At 32.5% G+C, this 19994-nt stretch carries 17 protein-coding genes; 6 read left to right on the top strand and 11 right to left on the bottom strand.

What is annotated here, in order from left to right:
* Positions 1 to 30 precede the first annotated feature (30 nt).
* Positions 31 to 1455, bottom strand: coding sequence for an ATP-dependent DNA helicase (locus ACEN2K_RS09410; protein ID WP_441759076.1), 1425 nt, complete (start codon positions 1453 to 1455; stop codon positions 31 to 33).
* A gap of 159 nt (positions 1456 to 1614) precedes the next feature.
* On the opposite strand from ACEN2K_RS09410, the gene ACEN2K_RS09405 reads away from it, so the two are divergent.
* The 3 genes from ACEN2K_RS09405 to ACEN2K_RS09395 all read left to right on the top strand — a co-directional run bounded on the left by ACEN2K_RS09405 (position 1615) and on the right by ACEN2K_RS09395 (position 4406).
* The gene (locus tag ACEN2K_RS09405) at positions 1615 to 3783 is read left to right on the top strand and encodes an endonuclease MutS2 (RefSeq protein WP_441759075.1); all 2169 of its coding nucleotides are present in this window, start codon (positions 1615 to 1617) and stop codon (positions 3781 to 3783) included.
* 8 nt (positions 3784 to 3791) lie between these two features.
* Positions 3792 to 4205: a thiol-disulfide oxidoreductase DCC family protein gene (locus tag ACEN2K_RS09400; protein ID WP_441759074.1), complete on the top strand. Its 414-nt coding sequence runs from the start codon at positions 3792 to 3794 to the stop codon at positions 4203 to 4205.
* 72 nt (positions 4206 to 4277) lie between these two features.
* Entirely contained in the window at positions 4278 to 4406 is a 129-nt protein-coding gene (locus tag ACEN2K_RS09395) for a hypothetical protein (RefSeq protein WP_441759073.1), read from the top strand.
* Between the two features lie 51 nt (positions 4407 to 4457).
* Here the strand turns inward: ACEN2K_RS09395 and ettA are convergent, their stop codons facing one another.
* From ettA to holA, 8 genes are all read right to left on the bottom strand, one after another.
* Entirely contained in the window at positions 4458 to 6152 is a 1695-nt protein-coding gene (gene ettA / locus ACEN2K_RS09390; RefSeq protein WP_441759072.1) for an energy-dependent translational throttle protein EttA, read from the bottom strand.
* A gap of 174 nt (positions 6153 to 6326) precedes the next feature.
* Complete coding sequence (locus ACEN2K_RS09385; RefSeq protein WP_441759071.1) at positions 6327 to 7451, bottom strand: hybrid sensor histidine kinase/response regulator; 1125 nt, start codon at positions 7449 to 7451, stop codon at positions 6327 to 6329.
* A complete protein-coding gene (locus ACEN2K_RS09380; protein WP_441759070.1) occupies positions 7441 to 7998 on the bottom strand; it encodes a chemotaxis protein CheB in 558 nt (185 codons plus the stop codon). The genes ACEN2K_RS09385 and ACEN2K_RS09380 overlap by 11 nt, the downstream gene beginning before the upstream one ends.
* 1 nt (position 7999) lies before the next feature.
* On the bottom strand, positions 8000 to 8812 hold the full coding sequence (locus tag ACEN2K_RS09375) for a CheR family methyltransferase (RefSeq protein WP_441759069.1): 813 nt from the start codon (positions 8810 to 8812) through the stop codon (positions 8000 to 8002).
* A complete protein-coding gene (locus tag ACEN2K_RS09370) occupies positions 8813 to 11902 on the bottom strand; it encodes a response regulator (RefSeq protein WP_441759068.1) in 3090 nt (1029 codons plus the stop codon). It lies immediately after the preceding gene.
* 146 nt (positions 11903 to 12048) lie between these two features.
* Positions 12049 to 12867 carry a hypothetical protein gene (locus ACEN2K_RS09365; RefSeq protein ID WP_441759067.1) on the bottom strand — a complete coding sequence of 273 codons (819 nt, stop codon included), beginning with the start codon at positions 12865 to 12867 and terminating at the stop codon, positions 12049 to 12051.
* Between the two features lie 97 nt (positions 12868 to 12964).
* Complete coding sequence (locus ACEN2K_RS09360; RefSeq protein WP_339920073.1) at positions 12965 to 13147, bottom strand: CAL67264 family membrane protein; 183 nt, start codon at positions 13145 to 13147, stop codon at positions 12965 to 12967.
* A 45-nt stretch (positions 13148 to 13192) separates the two neighbouring features.
* The gene (gene holA / locus ACEN2K_RS09355) at positions 13193 to 14197 is read right to left on the bottom strand and encodes a DNA polymerase III subunit delta (protein ID WP_441759066.1); all 1005 of its coding nucleotides are present in this window, start codon (positions 14195 to 14197) and stop codon (positions 13193 to 13195) included.
* 80 nt (positions 14198 to 14277) lie between these two features.
* On the opposite strand from holA, the gene ACEN2K_RS09350 reads away from it, so the two are divergent.
* From ACEN2K_RS09350 to ACEN2K_RS09340, 3 genes are all read left to right on the top strand, one after another.
* Entirely contained in the window at positions 14278 to 14721 is a 444-nt protein-coding gene (locus ACEN2K_RS09350; protein ID WP_441759065.1) for a type I restriction enzyme HsdR N-terminal domain-containing protein, read from the top strand.
* A gap of 51 nt (positions 14722 to 14772) precedes the next feature.
* Positions 14773 to 15762: a glycosyltransferase family 2 protein gene (locus tag ACEN2K_RS09345; protein ID WP_441759064.1), complete on the top strand. Its 990-nt coding sequence runs from the start codon at positions 14773 to 14775 to the stop codon at positions 15760 to 15762.
* Between the two features lie 72 nt (positions 15763 to 15834).
* Positions 15835 to 16668, top strand: coding sequence for an OmpA family protein (locus tag ACEN2K_RS09340; protein WP_441759063.1), 834 nt, complete (start codon positions 15835 to 15837; stop codon positions 16666 to 16668).
* A 247-nt stretch (positions 16669 to 16915) separates the two neighbouring features.
* Here the strand turns inward: ACEN2K_RS09340 and ACEN2K_RS09335 are convergent, their stop codons facing one another.
* Entirely contained in the window at positions 16916 to 17536 is a 621-nt protein-coding gene (locus tag ACEN2K_RS09335) for an L-threonylcarbamoyladenylate synthase (RefSeq protein ID WP_441759062.1), read from the bottom strand.
* Positions 17537 to 17603: 67 nt separating this feature from the next.
* On the bottom strand, positions 17604 to 19934 hold the full coding sequence (locus ACEN2K_RS09330) for an ATP-dependent helicase (protein ID WP_441759061.1): 2331 nt from the start codon (positions 19932 to 19934) through the stop codon (positions 17604 to 17606).
* Positions 19935 to 19994: the final 60 nt, after the last annotated feature.

The raw sequence follows: 19994 nt of genomic DNA, 5'->3' as shown, positions 1-19994 counted from the left end.
TCAATCTTTTTTTATTTAAAATACTTGAACTTATTCTACAAAACTTTCATCTTTAAATCCAATTAAATACAGTTTGTTTTTTGCTCGTGTCATTGCGGTATACAGCCATCTTATATAATCGCGATCAATACCATTGGGTAAATACGGTTGTTCTACAAAAACAGTGTTCCACTGCCCACCCTGTGATTTATGACAGGTAATTGCATAAGAAAACTTCACCTGCAATCCATTAAAATACTCATTTGCTTTTACTTTCTGGAACTTCTTATATTTGGTCGTTTCACTTTCGTAATCTTTCATTACTTCCTCATACAGCCTGTTAGACTCTTCATAAGTCAATGATGGAGACTCACTTTTAATAGTATCTAATAACAACACAGTTTCAAATGGCATTTGTTTTGGATAATCGACCATTCTTATTTTAACTTTAGCAAATTTAAAACCGTACAGTTCCTGAATTTTAAAGATTTCGAGTATTTCAATAATATCTCCATTGGCAATAAAACCAGCTTCATCCGAATCTTTCAACCAAAAATAGTTGTTTTTTACAACCATCAGGAAATCTCCAGTGGAAAGTTCGCTTTCTTTATCTAAAATTTTAGTTCTGATTTGTTCATTGTATTGATTGGCTCTTTTATTAGATCGAACGATAAACGCAGTGTCCTCGATGCTATAATTACTGTAAGCTGAATTTATGGCATCTTGAATATCATATCCATCTGTTAACCGAATGATGTCTTTGAATTTCTTAACATCAAATTGAAAATCAGTAATAAAAGAATCCTTTAGTAATTCACGTAATTCTGTAGCATTGTACAAAATACCTGAGCTCTCTTCTTGTCGCATTACTTCATCTAACTCAATATGCTCAATTTCTTTGTTATAGTGCAGTCCCAAAGTTTGAATATCCAAAGCTGGACTTATATCCAAATTGACAGGAGGTAGCTGCGCTGTATCTCCAAGTAAAATCATTTTACAATTTGTTCCAGAATAAACATACGAAATCAAATCATCCAATAATGAGCCATTTTCGTATAGTTTTGAATCTGAATTAGCGTCGGATATCATAGAAGCTTCATCTACAATAAAGATCGTGTTTTTATGCTTGTTTTGTTGCAGAGTAAAGGACACACCTCCACCCGATGACTTCTTAGGGAAATATATCTTTTTATGAATAGTAAAGGCTGGTTTTTCAGAATAATTAGCAATTACTTTTGCTGCTCGCCCCGTAGGTGCTAATAACACATATTTTTTATTAAGCTCCATTAGGTTGTTTACAATCGTCGAAATCACCGTAGTTTTACCCGTACCTGCATATCCTTTTAATACAAAGATGGTGTCATTGTGCGTATCAGTAAGGAAGACGGCAATCTTTTGAAAAAAGATATCCTGATTATACGTCGGGCTAAAAGGAAATTTTTTTCGTAAAAGACTATAAAATAAGGAGGAATTCATTATGGTGCTGTTGTTGTAAAATGAACCTCAAATATAAGAATGAAATTCCGAGCGACCATATAATAATCCTATAAATCAGCTAAAAAAGGGCAATAAAACTATTGCTAAATTTAACATGGATTCTTTGTAACTTTGCAGCTTTACAACTTACAATAAAGAATGATATCTATTACCGATAAAACATTACAAGATTTACAATTTCCAACTGTTCTCGAAACCATTTCGACAATATGTAATACTGAATTAGGCAAACAAAAAGCATTAGAAATCACGCCGTTTAGAGATAAAGAGAGCTTGATGGATGCTTTGATGCAAACCTCTGAATATGTTTCCTCATTTGAAAATAACAACGCGATACCAAATCACGGTTTTGACGCTATCACACATGAGATTAAATTTCTTGCCATAGAAGACAGTTTTTTAGAAGTGGGCAGTTTTCGAAAAATTGCCACACTTTCGGCTACAGTGAATTTTTTATTGAATTACTTTAAGAAATTTGATGATTATTATCCCTACTTAAATGCAAGAGCGAGTCAAGTTGAATTAACCAAAGATATCGTTACACAAATTGATGTTATCGTTGATAAATACGGTGAGATAAAAGATAGTGCTTCCCCAATGTTACAAGACATTCGTAGGAATATGAATGCTGTGCGCGGGAAGGTTAATCAAAGTTTTGGTTCGGCATTGACGCAATACAATAGTTTGGGTTATTTGGACGACATCAAAGAAAGTTTCGTTCAAAATCGTCGTGTTTTGGCTGTTTTAGCTATGTACCGTCGTAAAGTGAAAGGTTCCATTTTAGGAAGTTCTAAAACAGGAAGTATCGCTTATATAGAGCCAGAAGCGACTTTAAAATATTCTCGCGAATTAAGTAATCTAGAGTACGAAGAAACAGAGGAAATTACTAGAATATTAAAGCAATTATCAAATACCATTCGACCTTTCTTACCTCTATTAATTGAATATCAAGAATTTTTAAGTGATATCGATGTTGTTGCTGCTAAAGCCAAATATGCCAACCGCATTAACGGAATATTACCTCAAATAACAGATAATCGTCGTTTGTATTTTAGAGATGCCTACCACCCTATTTTGTATTTGAACAACAAGCAAAAAAAGGAAATAACGCATCCACAAACTATAGAGTTGCAACAAGAAAACCGCATCATCGTTATTTCTGGACCTAATGCAGGTGGTAAAACCATCTCTTTAAAAACGGTTGGTTTACTACAATTGATGCTGCAATCCGGAATGTTAATTCCCGTGCACGAACGCTCAGAAACATTTTTATTTGACAGGATACTTACAGATATCGGAGATAATCAATCTATTGAAAATCATCTCAGTACATACAGTTACCGACTCAAGAACATGAACTACTTTTTAAAGAAGTGTAATGCTAAAACCATGTTTTTAATTGATGAATTTGGTACGGGTTCTGATCCTGAATTAGGAGGTGCACTTGCAGAGATTTTCTTAGAAGAGTTCTATCACAGAGAAGCATTTGGAATTATTACGACACACTACTCCAACCTTAAAATATTAGCCAATGAACTGCCTTTTGCTACTAATGCCAACATGCTTTTTGACGAAAAAACATTAGAGCCTATGTACAAATTAGTCCTGGGTCAAGCAGGAAGTTCTTTTACTTTTGAAGTGGCACTGAAAAACGGAATTCCGTTTAGTTTAATCAATCGCGCGAAGAAGAAAATTGAAGTGGGTAAAGTTCGATTTGATAAAACCATTGCTACGCTTCAAAAAGAACGCTCCAAGATGGAAAAAACTTCGCAAACATTAAAAGAAGAAGAAACCAAAGCGCGTGAAGAAGGTAAAAAGATGGAAAACATCAATACCAAAATCAAGCAAAAATTAGAAAGCTATCAAGAATTGTATGATAGCAATCAAAAAACGATTTATATAGGTCAAAAAGTAGAAGACTTGGCTAACAAGTATTTTAACAATAAAAACAAAAAAGACCTGATTGGGGAATTTTTGAAAATTGTCGAAATAGAAAATTCTAAACGTAAAAAAGCTACTCCAAAAGAAGTTAAAGCGATAGTTGCTAAGAAAAAGGAAATAATCAAAGAAGCCGAAGTGATTGTGGAAGAAATACGCAAGGAGAAAAAAGAGAAAAAACTTAAACCTGTAATTGAAAAACCTAAAGCCATCATCCGTTTAGGTGATCGTGTGCGTATGCTGGATGGTAAAGCGGTAGGAACAATTGACGCCATCGAAAAGAATAAAGCTACAGTAAATTATGGTATGTTTACTTCAAAAGTTAGCATGGACGAACTAGAATTAGTAGAAGCAATGAAGAAGAAATAATATATAGTATGCAAAAACTACCCGAAAATAAAAAAATTATTCTTTTTGATGGTATTTGCAACCTGTGTAATACTGCTGTTCAATTTGTAATCAAACATGACAGCAAGGACCTATTTCGTTTTGTAGCTTTACAGTCGGATGTAGGACAAGAAATCACCAAACATATTGGGATGGATGACTCCAAAGTTGACAGTATTATTCTCTACGAACCCGGAATTGCTTATTATTATAAGTCGGAGGCAGCTTTAAAAATCGCTAGTTATTTAGATGGAAGCATCCGTTTGCTTTCCATTTTTAAAGTGTTACCTACTGCTTTTTCAAATGCGGTTTATGACTATGTTGCCAGAAATCGTTACCGCTGGTATGGCAAAAAAGACAGCTGTATGATTCCGACTCCAGAATTACAATCTAAGTTTTTATAATTGCAGTCCTTTATGACTTTTATCATATAAATTGTACGTGCCGATTTCTATTTTTGATTTAAAATAAAAATCATGAAAAATATAGCACTTTTTAATTGGGATAACGGTTCAATAATCATTGTTTTCGTTTTTGGATTTGTAGTAATAGCTTTGATTAGTACTGTGTTACTTTTGATGAAAAATGATAAGAAAAAGAAATAAAAAAAGGATATCCAGTACGGATATCCTTTTTTATATAAAAGTAACAAGAGATTAACCTCTGATCAATTTTCTATATTTCAAACGTTTTGGCGTTAAATCACCACCTAAACGTTTTTTCTTATTCTCTTCATATTCAGAGAATCCTCCTTCAAAGTAGTACACTTCAGAGTTCCCTTCAAAAGCTAGAATATGTGTACAAATTCTATCTAAGAACCATCTGTCGTGAGAAATTACAACTGCACAACCTGCGAAATTATCCAATCCTTCTTCTAATGCACGTAGTGTATTAATGTCCAAATCATTGGTAGGCTCATCCAATAACAATACGTTACCTTCTTCTTTCAAGGTCATTGCAAGGTGTAAACGGTTACGTTCTCCTCCAGAAAGTGAAGACACTTTTTTATTTTGATCGCTACCTCCAAAATTGAATCGGCTTAAATAAGCACGAGAATTCACTTGGCGTCCACCCATCATAATTAATTCCTGTCCGTCACAAAAGTTCTCCCATATTGATTTATTAGGATCAATATTAGAGTGCGCTTGATCGACATAAGCAATCTTCACTGTTTCTCCAATAGTAAATTCACCTGCATCAGGTTTCTCTTCACCCATTATCATTTTAAAAATCGTAGATTTACCTGCACCATTGGGTCCAATTATTCCAACAATTCCAGCCTGTGGCAAAGTAAAGTTTAAATTATCATATAATAATTTCTCTCCAAATGCTTTTGCAACACCCTTAGCTTCAATAACGTTCGTACCTAAACGAGGTCCATTAGGAATATAAATTTCTAATTTTTCATCTAAGGCTTTTTGATCTTCGTTTAACAATTTGTCGTAGTTCTGTAAACGTGCTTTTTGTTTTGTTTGACGTCCTTTGGCTCCTTGACGAACCCAGTCCAACTCACGTTCTAAGTTTTTTCTACGTTTTGATGCTACTTTTTCTTCTAATGCCATACGGCTTGACTTTTGATCCAACCAAGAAGAATAATTTCCTTTCCAAGGAATCCCTTCTCCTCTATCTAACTCAAGAATCCATCCTGCAACATTATCTAAGAAGTATCTATCGTGTGTCACAGCGATTACTGTACCCACATATTGCGCTAAATGTTGCTCTAACCAAAGTACACTCTCTGCATCCAAGTGATTGGTTGGCTCATCTAAAAGCAATACATCTGGTTGTTGCAATAACAAACGACATAAAGCCACACGACGACGCTCTCCACCAGAAAGGTTTTTAATAGGTGTATCTCCATCTGGAGTACGTAAGGCATCCATGGCAATTTCTAGCTTAGTATCAATTTCCCAAGCACCAAGCGCATCGATTTTATCTTGTAAAGCTGCTTGACGGTCCATTAATTTGTCCATCTTGTCAGCATCTTCATAATTTTCTGGAAGACCAAACAAATCATTGATTTTGTTATACTCTTCTAATACAGCCATCGTTTCAGCAACACCTTCACGAACAATTTCGATAACTGTTTTACTATCATCTAAAATTGGTTCTTGTTCTAAATATCCAACAGTGTATCCTGGCGCAAAAACCACATCGCCTTGGTAGTTCTTATCTACTCCAGCAATAATTTTTAATAGAGAAGATTTTCCTGAACCATTTAAACCTAGGATACCAATTTTAGCTCCATAAAAGAAACTCAAATAGATATTTTTAAGAACTGGTTTATCTGCTCCTTGGTAGGTTTTACTCAATTTTGACATTGAGAATATTACTTTTTTATCGTCTGACATATATTATTTTTTAATTGTTTTTAATGATTATAGCACTTAAATTGTACTGAAAGTACTTTTCAAACCCCATTATCACCCACAAAATTAATAAATTTTTAAAGTGCAAAGGTATTATTTTTTTGTCAAGAAAGCTCAGTTTAACAAGAATGAATGATGGAGCTTGCCAAATATTTTTTAAACTAAATTTAACTCTATTGATGCATTATTACTTGTCATTTCTAGGTTTGAAATCACAAAATTACAACCTGCATCAGCATTATTAAACACCTCGATAGTTACATCATTTCGTTCAACTAATTTCTTAACTAAATTAAGGCCAATCCCTGTGCTGCTTTCTCCATTATAACTTTTACCTAAAGTTTGAAACATCTCAAAGATTTTAGCATGATACTTTGCATCTATTCCTGGACCATTATCTTGAAACGATAAAGAAGCATTTTCCTTATCAAAATAAATGCGGACTTTTAAAATTTCTTTATCATTGTATTTAATCGCATTAGAAACAATATTAGAAATAATTTGATGAAAAGCTAAAGGTTGAAATAATACATCATGATTCAAATTAATTTTTTCAATTAGAACATTGGAAGATGGGTTGATCATTTGTAAAACTGCGTCAAGAGCATCTTCAATATTTACTACTTCCTTACCTTCATTATCTTGCACATTCTTACTGTAATAAAGCAAGTCTTCAATTAACTTAGACATATTTTTTGAAGATGTTTTTACCATATCAAATAGGTCAGCAACTTCACCATCTATATCAAGAATATGATCTTCTTCAATTAAGTTAATTAAGGTTTGAATGTTTCCTAATGGTGTTTTTAAATCATGCGCGATAATATGAGCAAACTGTTCTAGTTCTTCGTTCTTTTGAGCAAGGGTTTCATTTAATTTTTTGAGTTCTTGGTCATAATCCCAAATCTTTAAAAAAGACTCTACTTTCTTACGCGTTATTTCAGTGTTCAATGGTTTCGATAAAAAATCGATGGCACCTAGATCGTAAGCTTTAGACAGATACTTCTGCTCATTACTTATGGCCGTGACGAAGATGGTAGGAATAAATACCGTATCAGGGTGACTTTTAATTATTTCAACAAATTCATACCCATCCATCTCAGGCATTTGCACATCCACTAATATTAAAGAAACCTTCTTTTTCAGCAACACTTGCAAAGCTTCATTACCTGATAGACAACTTATAATTTCTCTGTCTGGTAAATCAAGAATACTCTTTAAAGCCATTAAATTTTCTGGCTTGTCATCAATCAGTAAGAGAGTATGTTTTTTATTTGGCATAATTATTCATTTTTTTAATAATATTGTTTAGTGTACACACTGTATGATTTTTATATAATTCTACTGCTGCGCGAGGCATAGATGGAAATTCAGCTTCATTGTAATCTTGGACGATGGTTTCTCCACCATTTTCTGCAATTATTTTTAAGCCTGCTGCTCCATCATGATTGGCTCCTGACAGCAAAATTCCACAGCATTTTTCCTTCAAAGCATAGGAAAATGATTCAAAAGTAACATCAATAGAAGGCCTACTGTAATTAACTTCCTCTGATACATCCAGTGAAAAACTAAGGTTTTCATCTAATAAAAGATGATAATTAGCTGGAGCAGTATAAAGGTGACCTGGTTTAATAAATTCTTTGTCTTCTGCTTCCTTCACAATGTAATGGGATTGAAATTGCAAATAATCCTCCAAAATTGTCTTTGCACTTTTTAATCTATGCAATACAATTACAATAGGAACAGTCATTTCTCTATCCAATTCTTTTAAAATTGAAATAATAAGATTAAAAGATCCCGCCGAACCACCAATAATAATCATTTTCATATTATTTTATTTTCTGGTAAATTTTTTGCTTACTATCTATAATTTTAAATTTATCTTGAACGGAACTAAAACGTAATGTTTCTTTATTTCCAAGGGCTAAGAAGCCGTATACTGGTAAACTTTCGTGAAAAAGTTCGAGTACTTTATTTTGTAATTCCTCATTAAAATAGATTAAAACATTCCGACATAAAATAAGCTGACATTCTTTAAATACACCGTCAGTAACTAAATTATGCCTAGAAAATAAAATGTCTTTTTTCAAATCTGAGCTAATAATCGATTTTTGTCCATCTGAAACAAAGTAATTATTCAAGGATTCTTTTCCTCCGCAAGAAAAATAATTATTTGAATATTCTTTAAAATCCTTTACTGCATATATTCCTTTTTTAGACTTATCCAGAGCATTAGTACTAATATCTGTAGCATATATTCTTGATTTACTCAGCAAATTTGCCTCTTTTAAAAGAATTGCTAAAGAGTAGGTTTCTTCTCCAAAAGAACATCCGGCACTCCAAACATTAATTTTAGGGTAACTTTCTAAATAAGGAAAAACCTGTGTAAGCAGTGCTTTAAAAAAATCTGGATCTCTAAAAAACTCGCTGACATTCACCACTATTTCGTTTACAAAACTATTGAAATTCTCAGGATTATTGATTAGTTCATTTTTTAAGTGAACAATACTACTCAGTTTTGATAATTCCATATAACGATTGATACGCCTAAGAAAAGATGCTCTTGAGTACCCTTCGAAGTCATAGCCATATTGTTTTTTTATTAAAAAAACAATGTCTTCTAAATCATTAAATTCTATCATCTATTTGTAAACCCAAATGCTAATTAAAGAAATAAGTTGTTGAATATCTATTGGTTTTGATTGGTAATCAGATGCACCTGCTTTCAAAATTTCTTCACGATCGCCTTTCATTGCCTTCGCCGTAAGGGCAATAATGGGAAGGTTCTTCCATTTTGGGTTTTCTCTTATTTTTTGTGTTGCTTCAAAACCATCCATCTCTGGCATCATGATATCCATCAATACAATATCAATAGCTGCATTATTTTTCAATACTTCTAAAGCTTCGATACCATTAAAGGCTGTTACTATAGTTGCCCCTTTTGTTGTTAAGGCACTTGAAAGTGCATAAATATTTCGGATATCGTCATCAACTATTAAAATGGTTTTGTCTTTAAGAACTTCGCCTCCCAGCAAGTTTTGGACTGTTTTACTTACCTTTTTGTTGGATGTCTCTACAGTGTCTAAAAACAATAACAGTTCGTCTTTTAATCGTTCCGTAACATTGCTTGTTTTGATTACAACTCCGTCTGCACTGTTTTGTAATTCTAATTGTTCCTCATCAGTTAACGATTGCCCCGTATTAACAATGATATTAATCTGATCATTCTTAGAAATTTTTCTTAGCGCAGCTATATGTGCTATATTCTTAGAATCAGGCAATCCTATGTCCATTATAGCACAGTCGATATCATCATTTTTCAAGATATTTTCTGCTTCTTTAAAGGTGTGCGCTTGAACACAAATCACATTTCTATCACAATTATGAATTAATTCTTTTATAGAATAATTAAGGCTGACATCATCCTCTAAAATCAGTACTTTTTTAAATACCTTATTAATTTGATCGTCAATAGATTCAAAAGCACTTTTTAACTTATCCGTGGTAATAGGTTTAATTAAGAAATCAAAAGCACCCATTTCTTTGGCTAATTTTTCTCTGTTCATCCCAGACATTACATGTACAGGAATATGCTGCAATTCTTTGTCTTCTTTCAACCATTTTAAAACAGTCCAGCCATCTATTCCAGGTAATTTCATATCTAAAATGATTGCCTTTGGTTTGTATTTTTTGGCATACTGATAGCCTGTCTCACCTTGGTAAGCAACGATGGCTTTGAAGCCGTTGTCATGAGCAACCTGAAGTAATACTTCAGCAAAGGAAGCATCATCTTCAATGATTAATATTGTTTTGTCATCAACTGAAACTAAATTTCTGTCATCTTTGAGGTTTTCGCTTAAATCTACAACAGCTTCAGACGATAACGGTGTTTCTACCCTCACCGACTCTGCAAGCTTATCTACCGCCACTTTAGCATCTATAGCGGCCATCTTATGATCTTGAAAAGTGGCCGGAATATGCACGCTAAAAACACTACCGTTGTTCAACTCACTTTTAAATTTGACCTCTCCACCTAGTAATATGGCTAATTCTTTAGAAATAAACAAACCTAAACCTGTACCACCATATTTTCTACTAGTAGAACTATCTGCCTGCTGGAAAGTCTGGAATAGTTTCTTTTTATTTTCATCAGATATTCCAATTCCGTTATCCTCAATATATATAGATAAGATTTCATCTGATTTTAACTGAGTTAATACTTCAGAAGTATATTCTTTGTTTTCTGAACCTGATGAAAAGCGCAAAGAAACTTTACCATTCTCTGGAGTAAATTTTAACGCATTTGATAAAAAGTTTTTCAAAATTTGTTCAAGTTTTCCAATGTCAGTATGTAGTTTTCTTGGACAATCTTCAGAAATGGTAGTTAGAAACTCAATATTCTTCTTTTCCATTTGTGCTCTAAATAGCCCATCCATGTCTGAATAAACTCTTTCAACGATGGACTCTTCAGCGTAAATTTCGACTTTACCTGCCTCTATTTTTGAAATATCTAAAATATCTGTAATCAGATTTAAAAGATCTTTTCCAGACGAATTGATTACAGAAAGATTATCAATTTGTGGATCCGTTAAATTACCTAAATTATTTTCCTTTAATAAATCAGAAAGAATTAGAATACTATTTAAAGGGGTTCTCAATTCATGTGACATGTTAGCTAAAAACTCCGACTTGTACTTGCTTGCTTGCGCAATCTCGTCAGCTTTAATGTTCAATTCCTCTTGAGCAATAACTAGTTCTTCATTTTTAATCACAACCTCGTGATTTTTATGTTCTAATTCACGCCCTTTTTCTTCTAAATAAGCATTCGTTTGCTCTAATTCTGAGGCTTGATTTCTTAGCTCTTCTTCTGACTGCTGCAATAGAAGGGATTGCTTATTCAATTCTTCATTACTTTGTCTAAGTTCTTCTTCCTGAACTTGAAGAATATTATTTTTTCTATTAATTTCATCAACTGAAACTTTTAGTTCCTCATTACTAACATATACTTCAATAGCACTACCTATCGATTCAGATATCGTTTTTAATAATTCTTTATGATCATCATTGAAATTAATCAAAGATCCTATTTCGATAACTCCAATAACCTCATTTCTAAATGATACCGGAGTAATCAAGACATTAAAGTACGGAGATTCACCCAAAGAAGATGACAAATATGAATAATTTTTAGGCAAATTATTCAAACAATTTTGACGATTAGATAGCGCCACCTCTCCAACTAAACCTTCACCTATTTTAATGACTGAAGGAGTGTCTTTATGATCAGCATAACCACCTATTTTATATAGTTGATTTTTATCTTTGGTCGTGTTAATAATATAAAAATTAGCTTGACAACCCTGAGTTTGTTCTACAAGAGTATGGCATATGTTCTTTCCAAATTCCTCTAAATTAGTAGATTCTAAAATTGAGTTGTTGATCCTACTAATGCTTTCTTTAACTTTATTCAGCTCTATAGAATCTTCTTCCATCCTTTTCAACTCTACAGACATTACATTCATAGCCTTATTCAAAGTATCATTAGGACTCCTTAAATTAACTTGAGTTCCATATTCACCTGAACTTATTTTTGTTGCAAGTTCAACTTGCTCTTTCATCCCTACTAATAATTGACTGAAAGAATTGCTTATATCTAAAAATTCTATATTGCCTGAAAAAGTAGGATTGTTAATGATTTTACCTTGAGATATCTTTCTTATTGTAGTTGACATTAAGTATAATGAACCTGATAATTGATTTACCAATTTATATAATAAGAAAAAGCTTAAAGCTAAGAATAGTAATAATATGGATATTAGTATAACAACGCTTCTTAAAGCTGCTGCTTTCTCATTACTGGCAAAATTAACTATGTATTTTAAATTGTCTTTTCTAAAATCGCAATGTTTTTAACGATCAGTGTTGAGTGCTCCCACCATTGAGATGGAGATAATTTCAACTTGTAATTAATGATATCTTGTGCATCACTATTAAAGGAACTATAATAATTAGATTTTTGAAATTTAAATAAGTTTCTATTTATGGAATCAAGTTTAAAATTGGATAATTTGAAATCAACGCTTCGCATATAAACTTTAGATTGAAAGAATAAATCAATTAAAGTGTCATTATTTTTTTTATCCATTAAACTTTGTAGTACTACCCCTCTCTTTAGTAAAGCCGCTCTCTTTAGCAATACATAATTAGTATAATTATTTGCAAGCGTCGTTATTTTAGGATATTTACTATAAACTACTTCCCTATCAATTAAGTTTATCAAATGTTCGTTGATGACAGTATATTTAACAAACGATGTTATAGGACTTTCTACTTTCTCATCTATACTTTCATGAAGATCTAAGATAGTTGCATGCAGCTTTTTCAAATCATTAGAGATGAGTGTATCTTTAATGGTATTTTTTAAAAACCAATCATTTGTATTTTGTTTACTTTTAAGGTAGTTTTTCTTTACAGATGAATCAAAAGAGGAATAATTACTCAAACCCCTTTCAGTACCAATTAACTCAATTCCAGCCGAAAGTGTCGCAATATTTTCAATATTCTCTAAGCTTTTGTTGATACTTTTATAATGCTGTAATGAGAAATTTATATTTGAAATTGTAATATAAATTAATCCTACAAAAGGGATTAATAGAATTAATATTAACTGTGATTTAATTGATAGTTTTTTCCACATATATGCTTGAAATTTTATTTTATAAATATATTATTATAAACAAAAAAAACACTATTTACATAGTGTTTTTTTTAAGTTATTTTTCCCTATAAAAAATTTATAATCGCCCTTTTAACGAACTAAAAACCCAAGCATTTGCTAAAAAACCAACACCTACTGCAGCAAAGCCCCATCCTGATACATCACTGTATCTAAAAGCACCCAGGCCTATTAAAAGTAAACCCATTACTATCATTATAAAAGTCGCCCATCCTAAAACGGTATTCTTATTCATTCCCATAGTTTAATTATATTTTAAAGTACAAATATCGCTAATTTTTAAGCGTTAATTAAATATTTGATATAGCATTTCTTTCAATAAATCTGAATTTGACATCGATTGCGCCCCCACTCCTTTGCTTTTGACGTCAATATCACGTAAAGAAGCGACAATTTGACTCACCTTTCGCATTGGGTAATTTTTTAATGCAACATCATATTCTTTTAAGAAAAACGGATTTACACCTATAACTGCAGCAACATTTTTTGGATTTCTATCTTTTAGCCCATGGTATTTAAGTAGTTGAATAAAAAATCCAAACACCAAGCTGGTCGTAACTACCATTGGGTTTTCTTTGGGATTATTAGCAAAATTCTCAGCAATAGTATATGCTTTTAATTGGTTGCGCTCTCCTAAAGCTTTTCGCAATTCAAATACATTAAAATCTTTACTGAATCCAATGTTTTCTTCTATATCCTTTGGAGTTATGGTACTTCCTTTGGGTAAAATAATTTGTAGTTTCTCTAATTCATTGTTTATTTTACTTAGATCAGTACCTAAAAACTCAACTAGCATTGCAGAAGCTTTTGGTTCAATACTATATTTCTTGCCAGCTAAGACACGTTTAATCCAGTCACCTACTTGATTCTCGTATAATTTTTTACTTTCATAAACGACACCTGATTTAGCTAATAACTTTGTTGTTTTTTTACGTTTATCTAATGTTTTGTACTTATAACAAAGCACTAAAACTGTAGTTAACATCGGTTTTTCAGCGTAACTTTCTAGTTTGTCAATCGTGCGGCTTAAATCTTGCGCTTCTTTTACAATAACCACTTGACGTTCGGCCATCATGGGATATCTTTTTGAAGTCGAAATAATATCCTCAATAGTAACATCACGCCCATACAAAACAGTTTGATTGAACCCTTTTTCTTCTTCTGATAGCACATTTTTTTCAATGTAATCAGATAATTTATCGATGTAATAGGACTCTTCACCCATTAAGAAATAGATGGGTTTAATGTTACCTGCCTTTATATCATTTACTATTTTAAGAACTTCGTCCATGCTGTTTGTAATTTGTAAACTAATCGTTTAAAGTTTGTTGTAACCTATGCAACTTTAAACTAAATAACTATTTTTGCTCCATGCAAAAACTAAATTTTCCTTCTTATCCTTTTCGATTCAAAAATAGTGAAAATAAAGTGTCTATCTTTGATGAAATCAGGAAAAAATTTATCATTCTAACGCCAGAAGAATGGGTTCGACAACACGTGGTTTGTTTTTTATTAGAAGAAAAAAATTACCCTAAATCATTGATTAATGTCGAAAAAGTTTTAAAAGTCAACGGATTAAGGAAAAGATACGATGTAGTTGTTTTTAATCCAGACGGTTCCATTTTTATCCTAATCGAATGTAAAGCACCTGAAATTAAAATAGCACAAGCCACTTTTGATCAAATTGCCCGATACAATATGACACTTAAATCAGAATATTTGATGGTGACCAATGGTTTGAATCATTACTTTTGTCAAATGGATTTTGAGAATGAAAAGTATGATTTTTTGAGGGATTTACCCAACTATAACTGAGAATTCCAAAGCAAAAACAGACAATTTTAAACATAAATTTAATTCATTATTTTGAAAAAAATAGCAGTCGTAATACTTAACTGGAACGGAGTCCAATTGTTAGAACAATTTTTACCTACAATTATCCAGTTTTCGCCAGAAGCTTCTATTTACGTTGCTGATAATGCCTCAACGGATGATTCTGTAGCATTTGTGCGAACAAATTTTCCATCAGTGCAAATAGTAATTAATAAAAGTAATTATGGCTTTGCTCAAGGCTATAATGAAGCACTACAGCATATTGATGCTGAAATTTATGCATTGGTAAATTCAGATATTGAAGTAACTGAAAACTGGTTACAACCTATATTAAAAGCCTTTGTAGAAGAATCTAACACAGCTATTGTACAGCCAAAAATACTGGATTATAAAAAGAAAAGTCATTTTGAATACGCTGGAGCTGCCGGTGGTTTTATAGATCAATATGGCTATCCATATTGTAGAGGACGAATATTTGATACGGTTGAAGAAGATTTAGGACAATACGATGATAACTGCGAACTATTTTGGGCATCAGGTGCTTGTTTTTTTATTAGAAGTACTGTTTATCATGAGCTTGGTGGTTTTGACGCATCATTTTTTGCACACCAAGAAGAGATTGATTTATGCTGGCGTGCCATTAATAGGGGTCATACGATACAGTACATTTCTAAATCAGTAGTTTATCATGTAGGAGGAGCTACACTCCAGCAAGGAAATCCTACAAAAACCTATCTAAATTTCAGAAATTCACTATTAATGTTAAGCAAAAATTTACCCAAAGAAAAGTTATATATTATTCTTTTTTCACGAATGATTTTAGATGGAATTGCAGGACTACAATTTATTTTAAAGGGAAAATTTTCTCATTTCGTAGCTATTATCAAAGCCCACTTTAGCTTTTATAGTTTATTTTCAAACACTTACAAAAAAAGAACTGATTTTCAAGTAAAAAAATACTACAACATAAGAAGTATCGTTTATAACTACTACATAAAAAATGGCAAGGTATTTGTTAAATAATTTTAACAGAATTTTATAACAAATATCTAATCATTTAAAACTAACTTTGTAATTCAACTAAACATTAAATTTATGAAAAAAATCGTAATCGCCTTATCTGTACTGGCACTTTTAACTTCTTGTGTTTCTAAAAAGAAATACGCTGACTTAGAAGCAAAAAACAAGGAAACTCAAGATTTATTAAATTCTGCAACAGTAAAATTAAACTCTTGTTTAGAAGAAAAAGCGGGACTTACAGCTACTGTAGCTGGATTAAAAGACCACAATCAAACACTTATCAATACATCTAAAGACATGACTGTATTGACAACGAAAGGTGCTGAAAATATCGAAAAAGCTTTAGAATCTATCAAAGAAAAAGATTTAAAAATTAGCAGAATGCAAGATGCATTAACTAAGAAAGACAGTGTTACACTTGCTGTTGTTACTAGTTTAAAAAGCGCTGTTGGTTTAAATGATCCAGACATCGAAATTAATGTTGAAAAAGGAGTAGTATTCATCTCAATTGCTGATAAACTATTATTCAAATCTGGTAGCTATGAAGTTACTGATAGAGCTAAAGGAGTTTTAGCTAAAGTAGCTAAAGTAGTAAATGACAAACCTGATTTTGAATGTATGGTTGAAGGTCATACTGATAGTGTTCCTTACATTGGAAACGGAATATTACTTGACAACTGGGATTTAAGTGTAAAACGTTCTACCTCTATTATCCGTGTTTTAACAAACCAATTAGGTGTTAAACCAGAACAATTGATTGCAGCTGGTAGAAGCTCTTATGTACCATTAGTAGGTAATGATTCTGCTGAAAACAGAGCACGTAACAGAAGAACTCGTATTGTTGTTTTACCAAAAATTGACCAATTTTACGAAATGATTGAAAAAGAAATGAAAAAACAAAAACAATAGTTTTTAAACTTCATTTAAGTATAGTAAAAACGCCTCCAAATGGAGGCGTTTTTTTATGCTTTACAATTCCTGACGTACTAAAAAGAAAAAGCAGGTCCGGAGACCTGCTTTTATGCATCCTTAATCTTTTCTAATAACCAATTAAATATGAATTAAGAATAACATGCGTATATATCTTACAAAAGTATTTCTGCGAATATAAATATTATAACTATACAAACAAATATTTTGCCAAGTTTGTTTCTTATTATAAAATATCTAAACTTCCTTTTCCTTCCCTTACAATTACTGGCTCGTGTTCTGACAAATCAATTATAGTCGAACCTACATTGTCTCCGTATCCTCCATCTATTACCATGTCTACTAAGTTTTGCCATTTTTCGAAAATTAATTCTGGATCTGTTGTGTATTCAATTACATCATCTTCATCACGAATAGATGTAGAAACAATTGGATTTCCTAACTGGCGTACAATTTCTAAAGCAATTGCATTATCAGGTACTCGAATACCTACAGTAGTTTTCTTTTTAAACTCCTTAGGTAAATTGTTATTACCCGGTAGAATAAAAGTATAAGGACCAGGCAAGGCTCTTTTCAAAATTTTAAAGGTAGCGGTATCAATTTGTCTTACGTAATCTGATATGTTGCTTAGATCATGGCAAACAAAGGAGAAGTTTGCTTTATCTAATTTAATGCCCTTTATTTTCGCAATTCGCTCTAATGCTTTGGTGTTTGTAATGTCACATCCCAAACCATATACGGTATCTGTTGGATAAATCACTAAACCTCCGTCTTTTAATACCTTAACTACTTTGGCTATTGCCGCTTCATTAGGCTTGTCTTCATATATTTTTATAAACTGTGCCATACTTGTAATGTTTAAAATTTAATACTTAAAGATGTCTTTACAACAGCTTTAAACAGTTGTGTACTCTTTACCCTATCACGTCTAATTTAGCAAAGCGCAATAAAAGTTTCTTAATTCCACCTACTTCAAATTTAATCTCCGCTTTTTTATCAGCAGCTGCGCCTTCAATATTTAATATTTGTCCTTTTCCAAAACGTTCATGCATCACCACATTTCCTACGGCAAGAGAATTATCAAATAAATTAGGACCTGAAGAAGAAGGAGAACCTAAAGGTTTTAACTTCCTCACATTCACTTCTGATTTGGGTTCGTTGTAAGCACTTTTTTGAGGAGGCGTTCCATTGGAAGGTTTTGACAAACGCATTTTAGATTTGTCTACATCCCCAAAAATGTCTTTATCGATCATTGGCTTATATCTGTAATTACTCTCCGCTGGAGTCAGGTACTCTAAGTATTGCGGATCAATTTCTTCGATAAAACGGGACGGTTCACTATCTGTTAATTTTCCCCAGCGATAGCGGGACTGAGAATAGGTTAGATAAGCTTGGTGTTCAGCACGTGTTAATGCCACATAAAACAATCGGCGTTCTTCTTCAAGTTCACTTCTCGTACTCATACTCATTGCACTAGGAAACAAATCCTCCTCCATACCTACTACAAAGACATGAGGAAATTCTAATCCTTTGGCAAGGTGAATGGTCATTAAAGCCACACGATCCTCATCACTTGTATCTTTATCTAAATCAGTAGCCAATGCTACATCCTCCATAAATTCAGACAAAGCACCTCGCGCACCATCTATTTCTTTTTGTCCTTCAGTGAAATCTTTAAGACCATTTAGTAATTCCTCAATATTTTGAATTTTAGCCATTCCTTCTGGAGTAGCATCTTTTTTAAGTTCTTGAACTAATCCTGTTTTTTTAGAAACATGTTCTGCAACGTAAAATGCATCATGATTTTCTTCAATGGCCTGAAAACTCATAATCATCAATACAAAATCCTTTAATTTTTGCTTGGTACCATTATTTAGTTTGAGATCAATTTTATCAATATTTTGCATTACTTCAAATATGGAACGCTTGTAATGATTAGCCGCCACAACTAACTTTTCAACTGTGGTATCCCCTATTCCTCTAGCTGGATAATTAATCACACGCATTAAAGCTTCCTCATCTTTGGGATTAATCACCAATCGCAAATAACACAGCACATCTTTTATCTCTTTTCTTTGGTAAAAAGACAAGCCACCATAAATACGGTACGGAATATCACGTTTACGCAGCGCATCTTCCATAGCTCTTGACTGTGCATTAGTGCGGTAAAGAATGGCAAATTGACCATTAGTCATCTGATTGCGCATCTTTTCCTCAAAAATGGTACTGGCTACAAAACGTCCTTCTTCAGCATCCGTCATGCTTCGATGGATTTTTATTTTTGGACCAAAATCATTCGCAGTCCATACAATTTTATCTAATTTGACTTTATTTTTATCAATAATAGTATTTGCTGCTTCAACAATATTCTTGGTCGAACGGTAATTTTGTTCTAATCGAAAGGTTTTAACGCCTTCATAATCTTTTTGAAAGTTTAAGATATTGTTGATGTTTGCACCACGAAATGCATAGATACTTTGAGCATCATCACCTACCACACAGATGTTTTGAAATTTATCAGATAATGCTCTTACGATCAAATATTGTGAATGGTTGGTATCTTGGTACTCATCTACAAGAATGTATCTAAATCGGTTTTGATATTTTGCTAATACTTCTGGGAATCGTGTTAATAATTCATTTGTTTTCAATAATAAATCATCAAAATCCATGGCACCAGATTTGAAGCATTTCTCTACATATTTTTCGTAGAGCTCTCCCATTCGTGGTTTTTTGGACATGGCATCAGCCTCTTGTAACTCTGGATCGTTAAAATAAGCTTTAACGGTAATCAAACTATTTTTAAAATTAGAAATCCTACCTAGTACTTGTTTGGGTTTATATACATCCCTATCTAACTGCATTTCTTTAATGATTCCTGAAATGGCACGTAGAGAATCTTGTGAATCGTAAATTGTGAAATTAGAAGGGTAACCCAAAAGTGAAGCTTCTGATCGCAGAATTTTTGCAAAAACCGAGTGAAATGTTCCCATCCAAAGATTTTTTGCCTCACCAGAACCTACAATATCAGAAATACGATTTTTCATTTCACGTGCTGCCTTATTGGTAAAAGTCAGTGATAAAATATTAAAAGCGTCAATTCCTTGATGCATTAAATAAGCGATTCTTATCGTAAGTACACGTGTTTTTCCAGATCCAGCACCGGCAATAATAATCATTGGACCGTCCTTTTGTAAAACAGGTTCGCGTTGTGCTTCGTTGAGTTGGGAAATATATTGTTGCATGAAGATTTTCTATTTATGCAAAAATAAGAATTTAAGAATTAATATAATCGGAAGCAGTAA

The sequence above is a fragment of the Flavobacterium sp. W21_SRS_FM3 genome (assembly GCF_052113625.1).
Classification (GTDB): Bacteria; Bacteroidota; Bacteroidia; order Flavobacteriales; family Flavobacteriaceae; genus Flavobacterium.
The sequence above is the reverse complement of the archived record's forward strand: the minus strand, read 5'-3'. Positions and strand labels throughout refer to the sequence as shown.